At 56.9% G+C, this 17,702-nt stretch carries 13 protein-coding genes and 1 riboswitch; of the genes, 6 read left to right on the forward strand and 7 right to left on the reverse strand.

Translation table 11 applies throughout. From position 1 onward, the window contains the following. The first annotated feature begins 152 nt into the window (after positions 1-152). Positions 153-1,574, forward strand: coding sequence for a uracil-xanthine permease family protein (locus ACTG34_RS08315; RefSeq protein ID WP_062219884.1), 1,422 nt, complete (start codon positions 153-155; stop codon positions 1,572-1,574). Positions 1,575-1,645: 71 nt separating this feature from the next. On the opposite strand, the gene ACTG34_RS08320 is transcribed toward ACTG34_RS08315, so the two are convergent. Further along, positions 1,646-2,473 carry a bifunctional allantoicase/(S)-ureidoglycine aminohydrolase gene (locus ACTG34_RS08320; protein ID WP_439104484.1) on the reverse strand — a complete coding sequence of 276 codons (828 nt, stop codon included), beginning with the start codon at positions 2,471-2,473 and terminating at the stop codon, positions 1,646-1,648. Positions 2,474-2,780: 307 nt separating this feature from the next. Between ACTG34_RS08320 and ACTG34_RS08325 the strand changes: the two genes are divergently transcribed. After that, positions 2,781-3,443 (forward strand): sugar transferase, encoded by a 663-nt coding sequence (locus ACTG34_RS08325; protein WP_439104485.1) that lies wholly within the window; start codon positions 2,781-2,783, stop codon positions 3,441-3,443. A gap of 18 nt (positions 3,444-3,461) precedes the next feature. Here ACTG34_RS08325 and uxuA read toward each other — a convergent pair whose 3' ends face one another. Continuing rightward, on the reverse strand, positions 3,462-4,655 hold the full coding sequence (gene uxuA, locus ACTG34_RS08330; protein ID WP_439104486.1) for a mannonate dehydratase: 1,194 nt from the start codon (positions 4,653-4,655) through the stop codon (positions 3,462-3,464). Positions 4,656-4,783: 128 nt separating this feature from the next. Continuing rightward, positions 4,784-5,263 carry an Lrp/AsnC family transcriptional regulator gene (locus tag ACTG34_RS08335; RefSeq protein WP_439104487.1) on the reverse strand — a complete coding sequence of 160 codons (480 nt, stop codon included), beginning with the start codon at positions 5,261-5,263 and terminating at the stop codon, positions 4,784-4,786. A gap of 124 nt (positions 5,264-5,387) precedes the next feature. On the opposite strand from ACTG34_RS08335, the gene putA reads away from it, so the two are divergent. The 4 genes from putA to ACTG34_RS08355 all read left to right on the forward strand — a co-directional run bounded on the left by putA (position 5,388) and on the right by ACTG34_RS08355 (position 14,001). Continuing rightward, the gene (gene putA / locus ACTG34_RS08340; RefSeq protein ID WP_439104488.1) at positions 5,388-8,825 is read left to right on the forward strand and encodes a bifunctional proline dehydrogenase/L-glutamate gamma-semialdehyde dehydrogenase PutA; all 3,438 of its coding nucleotides are present in this window, start codon (positions 5,388-5,390) and stop codon (positions 8,823-8,825) included. A gap of 209 nt (positions 8,826-9,034) precedes the next feature. After that, positions 9,035-10,009 carry an efflux RND transporter periplasmic adaptor subunit gene (locus tag ACTG34_RS08345; RefSeq protein WP_439104489.1) on the forward strand — a complete coding sequence of 325 codons (975 nt, stop codon included), beginning with the start codon at positions 9,035-9,037 and terminating at the stop codon, positions 10,007-10,009. Beyond that, positions 10,002-13,217 (forward strand): efflux RND transporter permease subunit, encoded by a 3,216-nt coding sequence (locus tag ACTG34_RS08350; protein WP_439104490.1) that lies wholly within the window; start codon positions 10,002-10,004, stop codon positions 13,215-13,217. Before ACTG34_RS08345 ends, ACTG34_RS08350 begins: the two co-directional genes overlap by 8 nt. Positions 13,218-13,321: 104 nt before the next feature. Beyond that, a riboswitch (FMN riboswitch) is annotated at positions 13,322-13,464 on the forward strand. Positions 13,465-13,530: 66 nt separating this feature from the next. Beyond that, on the forward strand, positions 13,531-14,001 hold the full coding sequence (locus tag ACTG34_RS08355; protein ID WP_439104491.1) for a 6,7-dimethyl-8-ribityllumazine synthase: 471 nt from the start codon (positions 13,531-13,533) through the stop codon (positions 13,999-14,001). A 51-nt stretch (positions 14,002-14,052) separates the two neighbouring features. Here ACTG34_RS08355 and ACTG34_RS08360 read toward each other — a convergent pair whose 3' ends face one another. The 4 genes from ACTG34_RS08360 to ACTG34_RS08375 all read right to left on the reverse strand — a co-directional run bounded on the left by ACTG34_RS08360 (position 14,053) and on the right by ACTG34_RS08375 (position 17,635). Then, complete coding sequence (locus ACTG34_RS08360; protein WP_439104492.1) at positions 14,053-14,658, reverse strand: AAA family ATPase; 606 nt, start codon at positions 14,656-14,658, stop codon at positions 14,053-14,055. A gap of 3 nt (positions 14,659-14,661) precedes the next feature. Continuing rightward, a complete protein-coding gene (locus ACTG34_RS08365; RefSeq protein ID WP_439104493.1) occupies positions 14,662-15,438 on the reverse strand; it encodes an ATP-binding cassette domain-containing protein in 777 nt (258 codons plus the stop codon). After that, complete coding sequence (locus ACTG34_RS08370; protein ID WP_439104494.1) at positions 15,438-16,499, reverse strand: ABC transporter permease; 1,062 nt, start codon at positions 16,497-16,499, stop codon at positions 15,438-15,440. Before ACTG34_RS08370 ends, ACTG34_RS08365 begins: the two co-directional genes overlap by 1 nt. Positions 16,500-16,621: 122 nt before the next feature. After that, positions 16,622-17,635 (reverse strand): sugar ABC transporter substrate-binding protein, encoded by a 1,014-nt coding sequence (locus tag ACTG34_RS08375; RefSeq protein ID WP_062219861.1) that lies wholly within the window; start codon positions 17,633-17,635, stop codon positions 16,622-16,624. Between the last annotated feature and the right edge of the window lie 67 nt (positions 17,636-17,702).

The following is a 17,702-nucleotide window of genomic DNA, read 5'->3' on the forward strand; positions in this document are numbered from 1 at the left end:
GATTATTTGCCGTTATCGACCGCATTGGCGATGGCGCGAATTTGCAAGAGCACTGGTTTGAAACCCCGTTTACGATTGAAGGCACAACATAAAAGATAAAGACGCCAAATCCACCACAAAGGGGGAATGGCAAACTCAGGAGAGGGACGACAATGACTGACACTTCAATAGGGACTCCGGAGCAACTCCGCGACCCGAACTATACCCCCCCAATGATCAAGGCGGTGCCACTGGGCATTCAACACGTCTTGGCCATGTTCGTATCCAACGTGACACCGGCGATCATCGTGTGTGGTGCCGCGGGTTTCGGGTTTGGCTCAAACAGTGCTGACTTTCCACAGATGATCTACATGATCCAGATGTCGATGTTCTTTGCAGGCATCGCCACTTTGTTCCAGACCATCGGATTTGGTCCCGTGGGCGCACGCCTTCCGATCGTTCAGGGAACATCCTTTGCGTTCATTCCGATCATGATCCCGCTTGTCGCGGGCAAGGGCGTTGATGCGATTGCCGTGTTGATGGGCGGTATTTTGGTTGGCGGTCTGTTCCACGCCGTGCTTGGCCTGTTTATCGGCAAAATCCGTTTTGCGCTCCCGCCGTTGGTCACGGGGTTGGTCGTTACCATGATCGGCCTCGCGCTTGTAAAGGTTGGCGTTCAATATGCTGCGGGTGGCGTCCCTGCGATTGGCACACCTGAATACGGATCTGGCGTGAACTGGCTCATGGCCAGCACGGTGATCATCGTCACTTTGGGTCTGAAATTCTTTGCGCGCGGCATGTTGTCCGTGTCTGCGGTTCTGATCGGTCTTTTGGTCGGCTACGCTTTGGCGTTCATGTTGGGTCAGGTCAATCTTGGCAATATCGGCCGTGCGGCAAGCTTTGCTCTGCCGAACCCGCTGCATTTTGGTCTCGAGTTCTCGGTCGCGGCGATCATCGGCTTTTGCGCGATGTCGTTTGTGTCTGCGGTTGAAACCGTGGGCGATGTATCGGGCATCACCAAAGGCGGCGCAGGTCGCGAAGCCACAGACAAAGAAATCCAAGGTGCGACATTCGCAGATGGATTTGGCACCGCGATTTCGGGTCTGTTCGGCGCTCTGCCAAACACGTCGTTCAGCCAGAACGTTGGTTTGATCGCGATGACGGGTGTTATGAGCCGTGGGGTTGTGACCATTGGTGCGATCTTCCTGATCGTGTGTGGTCTTGTGCCGAAAGTTGGCGCAATCATCTCGTCGATCCCAATCGAGGTTCTTGGCGGCGGTGTGATCGTGATGTTCGGCATGGTTGTTGCCGCGGGTATTTCGATGCTGTCCGATGTGAGCTGGAACCGTCGTAACATGGTAATCTTTGCGATTGCTCTGTCGTTGGGTCTGGGTCTGCAATTGGAGCCTGATGCGCTGCAATACTTGCCCGGCACACTGAAAATTCTCGCCACAAGCGGCATTCTACCCGCCGCTGTTATCGCGATTGTTCTCAACTTGATCTTGCCAGAAGAGCTGTCTGATGAGGCAACCGAAGAGGTTTCGGGCGGCATGTCTGGCCACGGCGAAGGATCGCTTGGCTCCAAGTCCAAGTAATCTAAACCGGTAAATAAGAGAAAAGGCCCAGTCGCGAGACTGGGCCTTTTTTTATGTGCTGTGTGTCGCTGTTATGAAAATGGGCGCAACTTCATGTGGCGATTGACGTCTTTGTAGAGCAGGTAGCGGAATGGTCCCGGTCCGCCCGAGTAGCACGCTTGCGGGCAGAATGCGCGCAGCCACATGTAGTCGCCCGCCTCAACCTCAACCCAGTCATTGTTCAACCGGTAGACCGCTTTGCCCTCTAGAACATAAAGGCCGTGTTCCATCACATGGGTTTCCAGAAATGGAATGACCGCACCGGGTTCAAAGGTCACAACCGTCACATGCATGTCGTGGCGCAAGTCAGTGGGATCGACAAAGCGCGTTGTGGCCCACTTGCCATCGGTGTCAGGCATGACCGTTGGCGCGACATCTTTCTCGTTTGTGATGATGACCTCAGGCATGTCCAGACCGTCAACCGCCTCATACGCTTTGCGGATCCAGTGAAACCGCAACATGTCGTCGGTTTTGTTGTGCAGCGTCCAGTTGGTGTTCGGCGGCAGGTAGGCATAGCCGCCCTCATTCAAAACATGCTCTTTACCGTCGACGCTCAGGGTTGCGTGTCCCTCAACCACGAACAACACGCCTTGGGCGGCGGGGTCCAACTCGGGTCGCTCCGAGCCGCCGTTTGGCGACACTTCCATGATGTACTGCGAAAAGGTTTCTGCAAAACCGCTAAGAGGGCGCGAAAGCACCCAAAGCCGTGTTTTGTCCCAAAACGGCAGGAAACTTGTCACGATATCGCGCATCGTGCCTTTGGGAATGACCGCGTAGGCGTCGGTGAAAATGGCACGATCCGTGAGGAGCTGCTCTTGGCTCGGATGCCCCCCAGTTGGGGCGTAGTATTTGGCTGACATAAAAGCTCCTAATCGCTCTTGGGGTTAGGTCTAATATGGAAGTCGGGCAGGTGGCTTACCACCCGTAATCGCGGGATATCACTTGTTCAAATCATTTGAAAATGACGCAAAGTGATCTGGCTGTTTGCATAGTTTGGGTGGGGATCATTGGCGGGTCGTTTGGGGTTGGGCTGAAAGTGCACACGTTATGATTGCATTAATCATAAATTGCGCGCTATGGTTGTGTTTGTGTATGCGCCTGCGATGCGCGCCGTGTCATTCCATCGCGCATGCTCAGAGTTTAATGACCGGGTGTTGTGAGGGCCTTATGACATTTATTAGCGAACCTGTTGCTTTACGCCGCCGCAAGACCCAATTGCTTTATCGACGCGGTGGAAAGCGTCTCTTTGATATTTTATTTGTTCTTGTGATCGCGCCAATCGTAGTGCCGCTGGTTATTCTATTCGCGTTTATTGTGCGCCGAGATGGTGGTCCGGCTTTCTTTGCGCACACACGCGTTGGCAAGGGCGGCGTTCCGTTTGCCTGCTACAAACTGCGCACGATGGTCGTGGACGCAGAGCATGTTTTGGCTGCGCATTGTGCCGGTGATCCGTTGGTACGCGCACAGTGGGAGGCCTATCAAAAGCTGACCGATGATCCACGCATCACGTGTTTTGGACGGATTTTGCGGGCGACCTCTCTCGACGAGTTGCCGCAGTTCTGGAATGTCCTGCGCGGTGATATGAGCCTGATCGGTCCACGCCCGTTTACAGTTGACCAAGAGCCGCTTTATTCCAGTGGTCGCGCGAGCGCCTATTATCGGCTGCGTCCGGGAATTTCAGGGGCATGGCAGGTGTCGTCCCGCAATTCCGTGACCTTCGCCGAACGGCTGGCGTTCGACGAAGAGTACGATGCTACGTTGTCTGTTTGCGAGGATTTGAAAGTGCTTCTAAAGACGGTGGCCGTGGTTCTGCGTCACCAAGGACAGTGATGGCGCTGTGTCCATCGTTTAGGTAAACGTGACCTGTGAATGGCTCAGCGCCGTAATGATACCGCGTATTTCGGCCAGACCACGGAGTCGCCCGACAAGTGGGTAACCCGGGTGCGTCCCCGATCCGATGTCCGACAAGAGTTCATGGCCATGATCGGGGCGCCACGGAATGTTGGTGTCCGACCTGCCGATGTCTTTGCGGCGGTTCTCTTCGGCCAAAAGGGCGGCGATGAGTGCAACCATATCGGTGTCGCCCTCGAGGTGTGCGGCCTCTTCGAACGACCCGTCCGCGTCTTTGCGCACGTTGCGCAAGTGGATGAAATGGATGCGCTCGGCAAAGCGGCGCGCAATCGCTGGAATGTCATTCGCGGGGTTAGCCCCCAGCGATCCGGCACATAGGGTCAATCCGTTTTCAACCGCGTCTTGTTGCTCGAAAATCCACGCGATGTCCTCGGCGTTCGACACAACGCGGGGCAGGCCGAATATGTCGCGCGGCGGGTCATCAGGGTGAACGCAAAACGACATTCCGAGATCTTGGGCGGCAGGAATAACCTCTGCGAGAAAGCGGGCGTAATTGGCGCGAATATCATCGCGCCCCATGCCGGCGTAAAGCGTCAAAGCGTGCTTTAGGGCAGGCACGTCATAGCGGTCGTATGCGCCGGGGAGGCCCGCCATTACGGCATTGATCAAGGCTTCGCGATCATCAGCGGTTGAGGCATCGAACCACATTTTTGCGCGCGCTTTCACATCGTCGCTAAAGTCGGCCTCGGCACCATCGCGCTCTAGCATATGCAATTCGAGTGCGGCGATTTGCGCCTGTTCAAATCGCAGGCTCGTCCCGCCATTGGGCAACGGATTGGCAAGCGCGGTCCGCGTCCAGTCGATCAGCGGCATAAAGTTATAGCAAATCGTTGTAATGCCTTCGGCCGCAAGATTGGCCATGCTTTGGCGGTAGTTGGCAAACAGGCCCGACAGGTCGCCCTCCCCACGTTTGATGCGCTCGTGAATGGGGAGGCTCTCTACCACGTTCCAAACCTGTCCGTGGCGGGCATCCGCGATCAACGATTTGCGCGCCGCAATGGCCGCGCGCGTCCAGACTTCGCCATACGGGATTTCGTGTAAGGAGGTGACGATTCCACCTGCGCCTGTTTGTGCGATTTGGGACAACGCAATTTTGTCCAGTGGACCATACCAACGCCAGCTTTCTTGCATGTCTCGTCTCCGTTTGAGGGGCGGCGTTCTCGCGCAACGTCGTGGGCGAGGCCGGTTGTCTCACGGCTTACCATGTGTCAGAGATGAATTCTAGTATGTTAGTTGAAAATCGAGTGATGATCTCTGTGCTAGGATGTGATGGTTGATATGGGCGGGTTGGTTTGTTCGACAACCGTTTCCATCGCCACATAGGTCGAGGTGGAGACCACGTGGGGCAGGGCTGAAATCCGTTGCCCCATCACGGCGCGGTAGGCCTCGATATTGGTGGTCCGCACCTTAAGGAGATAGTCGTAGCCCCCCGCGATCATGTGGCATTCCGCAATTTCGGGGACAAGTTTTGCGGCGGCATTGAAGTCGCGCAGGGACTTTTCGCGGGTATCTGCCAACTTGACCTCAACAAAGGCAACGTGGCTTAACCCCAACTGTGTGGTGGAGAGAACGGCACGGTAGCCAGTGATGATCCCATCATCCTCTAAGCGTTTGATCCGCGCAGCAACTGGCGTTTTAGACAGGCCGACGCGCACACTTAGTTGCGTGATTGGCATCCGTGCGTCAGTGGTCAACAGATCGAGAATCTTGCGATCAAAGCTATCGAGTGCACTTTTCATTTGGACTGCCCTTTGAGTAAATTTTAGTCGACTTGACTGCAATGTGTACCTCAATAGGTCATATGGTGCGAGTCAAAACCACTATAATGGGGCCGAATGCTTTCCCTCAAATTTGGTGGTCCTCATGAACGCTGCACTCATCTCTACGGCTTTGTCCGATCACCTGGCTTTTGATAAATGCCGCCCCGAGGGGGAGGTGCTGGATGCGCTGATTGCGCAAGCAGCCCTATCGGCACATGTGCGCGCCGCGATTTCCACGCGTGCGGCGGGGCTTATCACACGCATCCGCAAAGAATCTGCGCCGACATTGATGGAGCATTTCTTGGCGGAGTACGGTCTATCCACGCGCGAAGGTGTGGCGTTGATGTGCTTGGCCGAGGCCATGTTGCGCGTGCCCGATCGCGAGACGATGGATGAGTTGATCGAGGATAAAATCGCGCCGTCCGATTGGAGCCGCCACCTTGGTGCGGCGTCCTCCCCGATGGTGAATGCGTCGACATGGGCGTTGATGCTCACGGGTCGCGTTCTTGACGATGAAAAGCCGGGGCTGGCGGGGACGCTGCGTGGCGCGATAAAGCGATTGGGCGAACCTGTTATTCGCACCGCTGTGTCGCGGGCGATGAAAGAAATGGGTCGCCAGTTCGTGCTGGGTCAATCTATTGACGCAGCATTGGACCGCGCCGCCCGCCAAGAGGCCAAGGGCTACACCTATAGCTACGATATGTTGGGCGAGGCGGCGATGACGGCGGGTGACGCGGCGCGTTATGCCAAGGCCTATGGAGCTGCGATGACGCAGATCGCGGCCCGTTGTGACAAAGGATCGGTACGCGACAATCCGGGTATCTCGATTAAGTTGTCTGCTCTGCATCCGCGCTACGAAGTGGCGAAAGAGGACCGCGTCATGGCGGAACTCGTCCCCATTGTGCGGGACTTGGCGCGTCAGGCCCGTGCGGCCAACATGGGGTTTAACATTGATGCCGAGGAACAAGATCGTCTGGTCTTGTCCCTAAAAGTCATTCATGCGGTTTTGGCCGACCCTGAACTGGCGGGTTGGGACGGGTTTGGTGTTGTGGTTCAGGCTTATGGCCGGCGCGCCGGTGCCGTCATTGACTGGCTGAATGACACCGCGATTGCACTCGATCGCAAGCTCATGGTGCGTCTGGTCAAGGGGGCCTATTGGGACACCGAGATGAAGCACGCCCAAGTCGAAGGGCACGCCGATTTCCCGTTGTTCACCACCAAATGCGCCACTGATGTTAGCTACATCGCGAATGCCAAGACCCTCTTGGGATATGCTGATCGCCTGTATCCGCAGTTTGCCACGCATAACGCGCATACGGTGTCTGCGATTTTGGAATTGGCGGACGGGCAGGCCTATGAGTTCCAGCGCCTGCACGGCATGGGGGAGCGTTTGCACGATATTGTGTTGCGCGATGAGGCCGCACGTTGTCGCATTTATGCACCCGTAGGGGCGCACCGCGATCTGCTTGCCTACCTTGTGCGGCGCCTGTTGGAAAATGGGGCCAACTCGTCTTTCGTCAACCAGATTGTCGATGAGGATGTCTCTCCCGAAGAGGTGGCGCGTGATCCGTTTGCGCAATTGGAGGAGCATCATGCGCATAGCGGCCTTGTTGCGCCGCATGCCTTGTTTGGGGGTGAGCGTGAAAACTCTCGCGGGTTCGATTTGACCGATGAGGCTACATTGGCCGAGATCAATGTGGCGCGTGCGTCTGCTGTTTTACCGCAAGCCGCACCACGATGTGCGGTCGAGGTCCATGGCACGCAGCGCGATGTGATTAATCCCGCAACGGGCGCGCGCATCGGCACGGCGATTGATGCGAATTCTGATGCTGTCGCATCGGCACTCGCGGCGGCGATGCCGTGGTCTGCGCCGGTGGCGCAGCGCGCGGATGCACTACGCCGCGCGGCGGATTTATATGAGGCGGAATTCGGCGCGATCTTTGCCGCTCTGGCAGTGGAGGCGGGGAAATCCTTGTCGGACGCTGTGGGCGAATTGCGCGAGGCGGTCGACTTTTTACGCTATTACGCCGCGCAAGCGGAGCTATTGGGCAATGTAAAACCGCTGGGCTGCGTTGTGGCAATTTCGCCTTGGAATTTCCCACTTGCGATCTTTACCGGCCAGATTGCGGCCGCGCTCGCCGCAGGCAATTCGGTGTTGGCCAAACCGGCCGAGCAAACGCCGATCATTGCCACAATGGCGGTGGATTTGTTGCACAAGGCGGGAGTGCCACGTGAAGCACTTCAACTCTTGACGGGCGATGGCGCAACCGTGGGCGCGGCGCTTACGCGTGATGCGCGCGTAAACGGTGTTGTCTTTACCGGCTCGACCGAGACCGCGTTGCGCATTCGCACGTCTATGGCGCAACATCTGTCGCCAGATGCGCCGTTGATTGCCGAAACGGGCGGACTAAACGCAATGATCGTCGATAGCACCGCGTTGCCGGAACAAGCTGCGCGTGACATCGTGGCCTCGGCATTCCAGTCCGCAGGCCAGCGGTGTTCGGCTTTGCGCTGTTTGTATGTCCAAGAGGACATTGCTCCCGCTTTGATCACAATGATCAAGGGGGCTATGGACGAGTTGGCCGTTGGAGATCCGTGGGATCTGGCGACAGATATCGGCCCCGTGATTGACGCCGCGGCGCGCGACCAAATCAACGCGTATATTGAGACTGCAATCAAGGGCGGGCGGTTACTCTACCGGACCTTGCCGCCAAAGGAAGGCACATTTGTTGCCCCTTGCCTGATCAAAGTGGACGGAATTGACGATCTGGACCGTGAGGTGTTTGGTCCCGTCCTTCATGTCGCGACATTCAAGGCAACCGATCTTGATGGTGTGATCGACGATATCAATGCGCGGGGCTACGGTCTTACTTTTGGCCTTCACACCCGTATTGACAGCCGTGTGCAAGAGATCGCGGACAAGGTCCATGTGGGCAATGTCTATGTGAACCGCAACCAAATTGGCGCGGTTGTCGGCTCGCAACCGTTCGGTGGTGAGGGCTTGTCGGGGACCGGTCCAAAAGCGGGCGGCCCTCTATATCTGACGCGCTTTTGCACGGGGCAGGCGCGTACGGCCTCAGGGGTGTGGACCTGTGATGATGACGCGGCGGACCTTCAGCGGTTGGTCGATGATGCACGCGCAACCGTGCATGAGATGCCGCGCCACGCTGTGGCTATGCCTGGTCCAACGGGTGAGGCCAATACGTTGACCACATTGCCGCGCGGTCCGATCCTTTGTCTTGGACCAACGCAAGCCGCAGTTGACGAACAGGCCGCCGAGGTCGAGCGACTGGGTGGCATCGCGGTCCGTACGCGTGGTCATATACCATCCAATGTTTTGGAAACGCTCGTTGGTATCGCGGGGGTGATTTATTGGGGCGACGATGGTCAAGATTACGCACAAGCGCTAGCACGCCGCGCGGGTGCGATCGTGCCATTGATCCCCTGTATGCCCGACACGGGACATGTGATGCATGAGAGACACCTGTGTGTGGATACCACCGCAGCGGGCGGCAACGTGGCGCTTATTGCAGGCGGCTAATCGCGCCCGCGCGGTAAGGTGCGGCTATCCCGAGTGTCTCTCGAAATTGATCCTAACGCGCATTCCCACGGGGGTGCGCGTTTTGCATGTCGTACATGTGACTTCGTCACAGACCCGCCCTAGCGATTGGAGCTAAACAGGTGTGCGGTCCGCGTTGCGCGGGCCAAGCATATCCATATGTGCGCCCCAAATCGCGAAAGGAATTTACGATGAGGCTGATGATGATAGCGGCAACGATTGGTTTGTGGCCCCTGATGGGCATGGCTGATACTGTGATCACCTCGTCTCGCGTGACCGAGTGGAAAGCCGTCTATGGTCGCATTGAGGCGCGTGATCTGGTTCCGGCCCGCGCCCGTATCGGCGGCACATTGACCGAGCTTGCTATTTCTGAAGGCGACCTTGTCGAGGCGGGACAAGTTATTGGACAGGTGTTTGATCAAAAGCTTGAATTTCAATTGCGCGCCATTGATGCGCAGATCACCGCCTTGCAGACGCAGCTTGATAACGCACAGGTGGAATTGACGCGTGGTGAAAGCCTTCTTGAGCGGGGCGTGACCACGGTACAACGTCTAGACGCATTGCGCACGCAAGTCGGCGTGTTGGAGGGGCAGATTGCGGCCACGAGCGCACAGCGTAGCGTTGTCGAACAACAAACTGCCGAGGGGGCGGTGCTCGCCCCAGCTGCGGGTCGCGTGCTCAACGTACCAGTGACAAAAGGGGCGGTTGTCATGCCCGGCGAAGCGATTTCCATGATTGGTGGCGGCGGGTTTTACCTGCGCCTTGCGATCCCCGAGCGCCATGCACAGGCTTTGGTCACTGGGGCATCCATCGTTATTGATAGCGCGGGTCAGCCCGCGAGCGGAACGTTGGTGCGCCTGTATCCGCAGATCGAAAACGGGCGTGTGATTGCCGATGTCGAGGTCGATGGGCTATCCTCCGCCTTTGTTGATGCGCGCGTGTTAGTGCGCATTCCAGTCGGGCAAAGAGACGCAATCACTGTGCCTGTGGAGGCGCTCATCACGCGTTCGGGCATGGATTTTGTGCCTGTGCGCGACAAGGGCGATGACGTTGTATTGCGCGCTGTGGTGCCCGGTGACGTGTCCGGCGGGGTGGTCGAAATTGTGACCGGTCTCAATGTGGGCGATGTCATCGTCCCTGCGGATGGGGAGTGCTGCAATGAGTAGCTCTGAGCCAAAAACATGGAAACTCGGGCTGGCTGGTGCATTAACACGCGCGTTTATCAGCTCGCCTTTGACGCCTCTTTTGATCATCGTCGCCTTGGCAGTGGGGCTTGTCGCTCAGGGCAGCTTGCCGCGTGAGGAAGAGCCGCAAATCTCTGTCCCGCTTGTGGATATCCACATTCAGGCCCCTGGCCTGAAAGCGCCGGATGCCGTGCGCCTTGTTACCGAGCCGATGGAAACCATCGTCAAGGGGATCAGCGGCGTCGAGCACGTGTATTCCCAGACCTCAGATGACTATTCGATGGTGACCGCGCGTTTTGTGGTTGGCACCTCCGCAGATGCCGCGATTTTGCGTGTCCATGACAAAGTGCGCGCCAATATTGACCGTATCCCTGTGGGCATCCCTGAGCCGCTTATTGTCGGGCGCGGGATTGATGATGTGGCGATTGTGTCGCTGACCCTGTCACCCAACGCGGGCCACTATGAGATCACCGCCAACGAGTTGACGCGCATTGCGCGTGAATTGCGCGGCGAGATTGCGAAAATTTCCGATGTCGGCCTATCCTATATCGTTGGCGAAGCACCGGAAGCGATCCGTGTGCGCCCCGATCCAGAACGCCTCGCTCTGTATGGCGTCACGCTGCAACAGCTCGCTGGAAAGGTGCAATCGGCAAACACATCCATGAACACCGGCCCGCTACGTGATGGCGGCCAGATGATTGATCTGATCGTTGGTGAGACGCTGACTTCCCCCGCCGAGATTGGCAGTCTTTTGGTCACCACCCGCGATGCGCGCCCTGTCTATGTCAGCGATGTGGCGGATGTGGAATTTGTCTTCAACACCTCCGATCAAATCGTGGCGTCCGTCACCAAAGAGGATGGTATTGTCACCCGCATGCCCGCCGTGACCTTGGCCGTGGCCAAGCGTGCGGGATCGAATGCCGTGATCCAAGCCGAAGAGATTTTGCACAAGGTCCATATGGCCGAAGGGTCAATTATACCCGACACAATCCACGTCGAGATCACCCGCGATTACGGCGAGACGGCGGATGAAAAAGCCAACGAGTTGTTGTTCCACCTTGGTCTGGCCACCGTCTCGATCATCGGTCTGGTGCTCATCGCGATCGGTTGGCGCGAGTCCATTGTGGTGGCCATTGTGATCCCCGTGACGATCCTGCTGACGCTGTTTGCCTCGTGGATCATGGGGTACACGCTCAACCGCGTGTCGCTATTCGCACTGATTTTCTCCATCGGGATCTTGGTCGATGATGCCATTGTGGTGATTGAAAACATTGCGCGCCATTGGGGGATGAAGGACAGTCGCGACCGCAAAGCCGCCGCCATCGATGCCGTGGCCGAAGTGGGCAACCCCACGATTGTGGCGACATTGACCGTGGTTGTGGCGCTATTGCCGATGTTGTTTGTGTCCGGCCTGATGGGGCCCTATATGTCGCCCATTCCCGCCAATGCCTCAGCCGCTATGATCTTTTCGTTCTTTGTGGCGGTGATGATCACCCCGTGGTTGATGTTCAAAATCGCGGGCAATGCGCCTGCGCATGCGGGCGGACATGGCGATAGTGGCGCTGATCATGGCGGTGCGCTTGGCCGTGTTTACGCCAAAGTGGCCAAGCCGATCCTTGCCTCCAAAGGGCGCTCAGGTCTGTTTTTGATCATCACTGCGGTTCTGTCATTCGGGTCGCTCACCGCGATCTATACCAAGGACGTGACCGTAAAATTGCTGCCCTTTGACAATAAATCGGAACTGTCTGTGGTGATCGATATGCCCGAGGGCACGTCCGTGGAACAAACCGATGCCGTGGCGCAATCCATCGCGCGTTTGGTGGTGGACCTGCCCGAGGTTGTGTCGGCGCAAACCCACGCAGGAACCGCAGCTCCGTTCAACTTCAACGGCTTGGTGCGGCATTACTATTTGCGCGAACGGGCCCATATGGGGGATGTCCAGATCAACCTGACGGCCAAACACGACCGCGAGCGCACGAGCCACGACCTTGCCTTGGTTATCCGTGCAATGATTGCGGAGCTGGACGTGCCTGTGGGGACAAATATCAAAACGGTTGAGCCACCTCCCGGACCGCCCGTGATGGCGACTTTGCTGGCTGAGGTCTACGGGCCAACCGCGGATGCGCGCCGTGCGACCGCAACCAAAATACGCGCGGCCTTTGAGGCGGTGCCGTTTGTTGTCGATGTCGATGACAGCTTTGGCACACAGCCGCGCCGTTTGCGGGCCACTGTGAATACGGACGATCTGGAGTTTTTCCAAGTTCAAGAACAAGATGTGTTTGACACAATGGGTATCTTGAACGGCGGGGCGACTGTCGGCTACTCGCATCGCGGTATGGGGCGGCATCCGATCCCCATCGTGGTCGAGCGCGCCAAGGGTGAACGTGTGATGGATGAGGCGTTTTTGTCGACGCCGATCCCCGCCAATGTCCTGCCCGGTGCGCGTGGCGTGGTTGAGCTCGGGGATGTCATCGACGTGCGCGAAGAGACCGTGTCTTTCCCCATTTTTCGCCGCAACGGTCGCTTTGCCGAAATGGTCACCGCCGAACTTGCGGGGGACTATGAGGCACCGATTTACGGCATGTTTGCGGTGTCGGATGCGCTTGATGCGATGGAGTGGGAGGAGGGTGAAAAGCCCGTCATTTCCTACTACGGTCAACCCGATGACGAGAGCCATCCAACGTTGTTGTGGGATGGGGAATGGGAAGTGACCTATGTCACCTTCCGCGATATGGGCGCGGCCTTTGCGATAGCATTACTCGGCATCTACATCCTTGTGGTGGCGCAATTCGGATCGTTCCGTTTGCCCCTCGTGGTGCTAACTCCGATCCCGCTGACGTTCCTTGGGATCATCTTTGGCCACTGGTTGCTTAATGCGCCATTCTCGGCCACCTCGATGATCGGGTTTATCGCGCTTGCGGGGATCATCGTGCGCAACTCGATCCTTCTTGTGGATTTTATCCGCAATGCCGATGAGGGCGTGGATAAGGTGCAAATCCTCATAGACGCGGGTGCGATCCGGTTTAAACCGATCCTGTTGACCGCGATTGCCGCGATGATCGGGGCGGTGGTGATCCTTGCCGATCCGATTTTCCAAGGGCTTGCGATTTCGCTTTTGTTCGGTCTTTTGACCTCAACCTTGCTCACAGTTTTGGTGATCCCTGCGATCTACCGCGTGTTCAAAACCTGATCGTATCATTACACGAGATACGGACACGCCCCCGCGTCACAGTCGATGCGGGGGCGTTTTTCTGTCCGCCTGATTGACTCGAGGGAACGCCACCCCTAAATACCTTTCATTCTCAGGGCGGGGCGAAATTCCCCACCGGCGGTTATAGCCCGCGAGCGCCTTGGTTCTTTTCGTAAGAATCTTGGGTCAGCAGATACTGGTGAAATTCCAGAGCCGACGGTCATAGTCCGGATGAGAGAGGATGAACGACCCGCAATCGTGCGGGGCGACCTTTATGCTCTGGGATTCTGTCTGCTTGAGAGGATCATGAGCCATGACAAAATCCCCAAAATTCGCATTTATCAAAGCCCGTTGGCATGCCGATATTGTCGACCAAGCGCTGGTTGGGTTCAAGGCGCGCCTTGCCGAGTTGGGTGTCGACGCAGTTGTTGAGACCTATGACGTGCCCGGCGCATTCGAGATGCCGTTGGTCGCACAAAAACTGGCGCAGACGGGCGAATTTGATGCTATTGCCGCCGCTGCTTTGGTTGTCGATGGTGGTATCTACCGCCATGATTTCGTTGCCCAAGCGGTCGTTTCCGGCCTGATGGAGGCCCAATTGAAAACGGGTGTGCCGATGTTGTCCGTGTCGTTAACACCGCACCATTTCCAGCCCAAAGGCGAGCACGAGAAATTCTATTTCGATCATTTCGTTGGCAAAGGCCGCGAGGCGGCTGACGCGGCTGTTCAGATCTGGCAATTGAACGCTCAGATTGCAGCGCCGAGCGCACTCGCCGCTGAGTAAAGCTGTTGTGTCTGTATTGTGAGAGGCCTCGCGCAGTTCTGCGCGGGGCTTTTAATTGGGCACGATATATGTGGCGCGAATACTGTCGCCTATGACTGTCCCTGCGTTTTTGAGATCGTTTTCGCGCGCCTTCGCCATTGCGTCTTTAGGGGAAAAGCCGTGGTCAATCCAACGTTGCACGAGTCGCCCACGCAAGATGTCCGCGTCCACGTTGAGCATGATTGACGCATCCCAAAGTGGGTGCAAGTCGCGCCATCCATCGTGGTTGAGAAGCAGGTAATTCCCTTCCACGATCACAATGTCGGCGTCGTCGCGCAGATGGCCTGCGCCTTGGATAACGCTATCAGAGGTGCGATCAAACAGTGGATACTCGGTCACCGCCCCTGTTTTGAGGGCGCGGACCAATGCGACGAAGCCCTCCACGTCAAAGGTTTCAGGAGACCCTTTTCGAGCGCGTAAATCGCGTGCATCAAGCCAGTCATTGTCGTGGTGAAACCCGTCCATCGGCACCACTTGAGCGCGTGGGCCAAGAGCCTTTGCCAATGGCTCCGCAAGCGTGGACTTGCCCGCACCTGGGGGGCCGACAAGGGCGATGAGCGTGCGCTCCCGCCCTTGTGCGAGTTTTTTGATTTCAGATGTAAGACCTGAAATTTTCATAGGTTAGGCCGCCCGATCTTCGGTTGGAGCGTCTTTTGCGCCGGTCATAAAGGCCACAGCATCTGACATTGTGTACTTTTTGGGATCGATCACACATAGGCGTTTGCCTAAACGGTGCACGTGGATGCGATCGGCCACTTCGAATACATGCGGCATGTTGTGCGAGATCAGGATAATCGGAATGCCGCGAGATCGGACCTCTTGGATCAACTCCAACACACGGCGGCTTTCTTTGACGCCGAGGGCTGCGGTTGGCTCATCGAGGATCACAACCTTTGACCCGAATGCCGCGGCACGGGCCACGGCCACGCCTTGGCGTTGACCACCCGATAGGGTTTCAACCGATTGGTTGATGTTCTGAATAGTCATCAGGCCCAGTTCCGAAAGCTTGTCACGCGCAAATTTTTCCATCGCGGGACGGTCGAGTTTGCGAAAGATCGATCCGGCGATACCGGGTCGGCGCAATTCGCGCCCCATGAACATATTGTCTGTGATCGACAGGGCAGGGGACATGGCGAGGGTTTGGTAAACGGTTTCAATCCCTGCATGGCGCGCATCGTTTGGCGAACTGAAGTTGACGGGCTTGCCATCAAGTGTCACTTCGCCTGCATCGGCCTGAACCGCGCCCGAGAGCGCTTTGATCAGGGTCGATTTGCCTGCGCCGTTGTCACCTATCACGGCGAGGATTTCACCCGGATAGAGTTCGAAATCACAATGATCGAGGGCCACGACTTTGCCGTAACGTTTGACGAGATTGCGAGCTTTGAGAATGGGTTCCATTACGCGGCCACCTTTCTGATCCATTGGTCAACGGCAACAGCCGCAATAATAAGAGCGCCGATGAGCAAGTATGTCCATTGCGCGTCTGCACCCATGAGGCGCAGGCCGAGTGTGAACACACCCACAATCAGCGCGCCAAACAACGTACCGAGGATAGAGCCACGCCCGCCAAAGAGGGAGATACCACCGATCACAACGGCTGTGATGCTTTCGATATTGGCCAGTTGGCCAGAGGTCGGCGAGACCGATCCAATACGCCCGATCAAGGCCCATCCTGCAAAGGCACAGATCACACCAGCGATGACGTAGACCGAGATCAGGGTGTTTTTGACGTTGACGCCGGACAGCTCGGCCGCCTCGGGGTCATCGCCCACGGCATAGACGTGACGCCCCCACGCAGTATGGCGCAAAACGTAGGCAAGAATGGCTATAAGCACGACCATAAAGATCACACCAAAGGTAAAGACCGCGCCGCCGATTTTCAGCTTTGTCGCAAAGAACTGGAGTAATGGCGCATCGGCCGCAATGTCTTGGGCGCGGATGGTCTCGTTTGCGGAATACAGAAAGTTGGTCGCCAGTACGATTTGCCACATGCCCAAGGTGACGATGAACGGTGGTAGTTTTACCTTGGCGATGAGGTAGCCATTGATATAGCCACACAATGCACCCACGCTGATGCCGGCAAAGATCGATACGCCCACTGGCATCCCGTATCGGAATGTAAACGTCCCCATCACAACGGAGCTGAGCACCATGATGGCCCCCACAGACAGGTCGATGCCCGCCGTCAGAATAACCAAGGATTGAGCCGCCGCGACAATGCCGACGATCTGAACCTGTTGTAAGATCAAGGTTAAGGCAAAGGGTGAAAAGAATTTGGACCCGAGCAAGAGGCCGAACACAACAATCGACGCGACCAGAACGATCAAAGGGACCAGAGCGGGCGTCGTGTGGAGTTGGTGTTGGAACCGAGCAAGCGCACCTTTGCGCTCGTCGTTAAAACTGGCAACTGTATCGGACCCTTTGTCCGTGATCGCTGCCTCATAATTATCGCTAGACATGTCTGCCTCCATTTGCGGCCCCAATCAGTGGGCCACCCCTTTTTATTTTGCACGAGGGGCGGACATTTCTGCCCGCCCCTGCTGTGTGTGTGCGTTACGCGACCCCGTGGAGGTCGGTTAACTTAGCCCCAGCAGAGGTCCATGCCTTCGGCTACGGATTTTGACTCAACGCCGTCCGCAGGCTGATCGGTGATCAAAGCAACGCCTGTGTCAAAGAAATCTTTGCCTTCGGTGTTTGCTGGCTTGGTGCCGTCGGCGGCCCATGCTGCAATTGCTTCGATGCCTTTGGAGGCCATCAAGAGCGGGTACTGCTGCGCTGTTGCGCCGATCACACCGTCTGCGATGTTCTGAACGCCTGGGCAACCGCCATCCACGGACACGATGAGAACGTCATTCTCACGGCCGATGGATTTAAGAGCTTCGTAGGCACCAGCTGCAGCAGGCTCGTTGATCGTGTAGACCACGTTGATTTCAGGATCAGATGCGAGGAGGTTTTCCATTGCCTTGCGGCCGCCCTCTTCGTTGCCCTGTGTGACGTCGTTGCCGACGATACGTGGGTCAGTTTCGTCGCCCCATTTGTTTGGATCGCCAAGTTCGATGCCAAAGCCCTGAAGGAAACCTTGGTCACGCAAAACGCCAACGGTTGGTTGGGACACTGCGAGATCGAGCATTGCGATTTTTGCGTTTGCCGCATCTGCACCGAGTTTCGCCGCAGCCCATTTACCGATCAATTCACCCGCAAGGAAGTTGTCTGTGGCGAATGTCGCGTCAGCCGCATCAATCGGGTCAAGCGGTGTGTCGAGTGCGATGACCAAGAGGCCCGCATCACGTGCCTGAGCAACCGATGTCGTGATGGACGATGTGTCGGACGCTGTGATCAAGATGCCTTTTGCGCCGTCTGCGATGCACGTTTCGATAGCTGCCACTTGTGTTTCGTGGTCGCCATCTACTTTGCCTGCGAACGATTTAAGTTCGATACCAAGCTCGGCGGCTTTGGCCTCGGCGCCTTCCTTCATTTTCACGAAGAAGGGGTTGGTGTCTGTTTTTGTGATAAGGCACGCGGACACGTCAGCGGCAAATGCGCCGGATGTCATCGTTGCGAGCGCAATTGCGCTGCCTGCGAGCAATGTCTTCATGGTAGTTCCTCCCAAAGTGTGGACTGCGCCTTTATGGCTGTGAGTCCGAATATTCGACCGTTTCCTC

The sequence above is a fragment of the Celeribacter marinus genome, assembly GCF_965656515.1.
GTDB lineage: Bacteria > Pseudomonadota > Alphaproteobacteria > Rhodobacterales > Rhodobacteraceae > Celeribacter > Celeribacter marinus_D.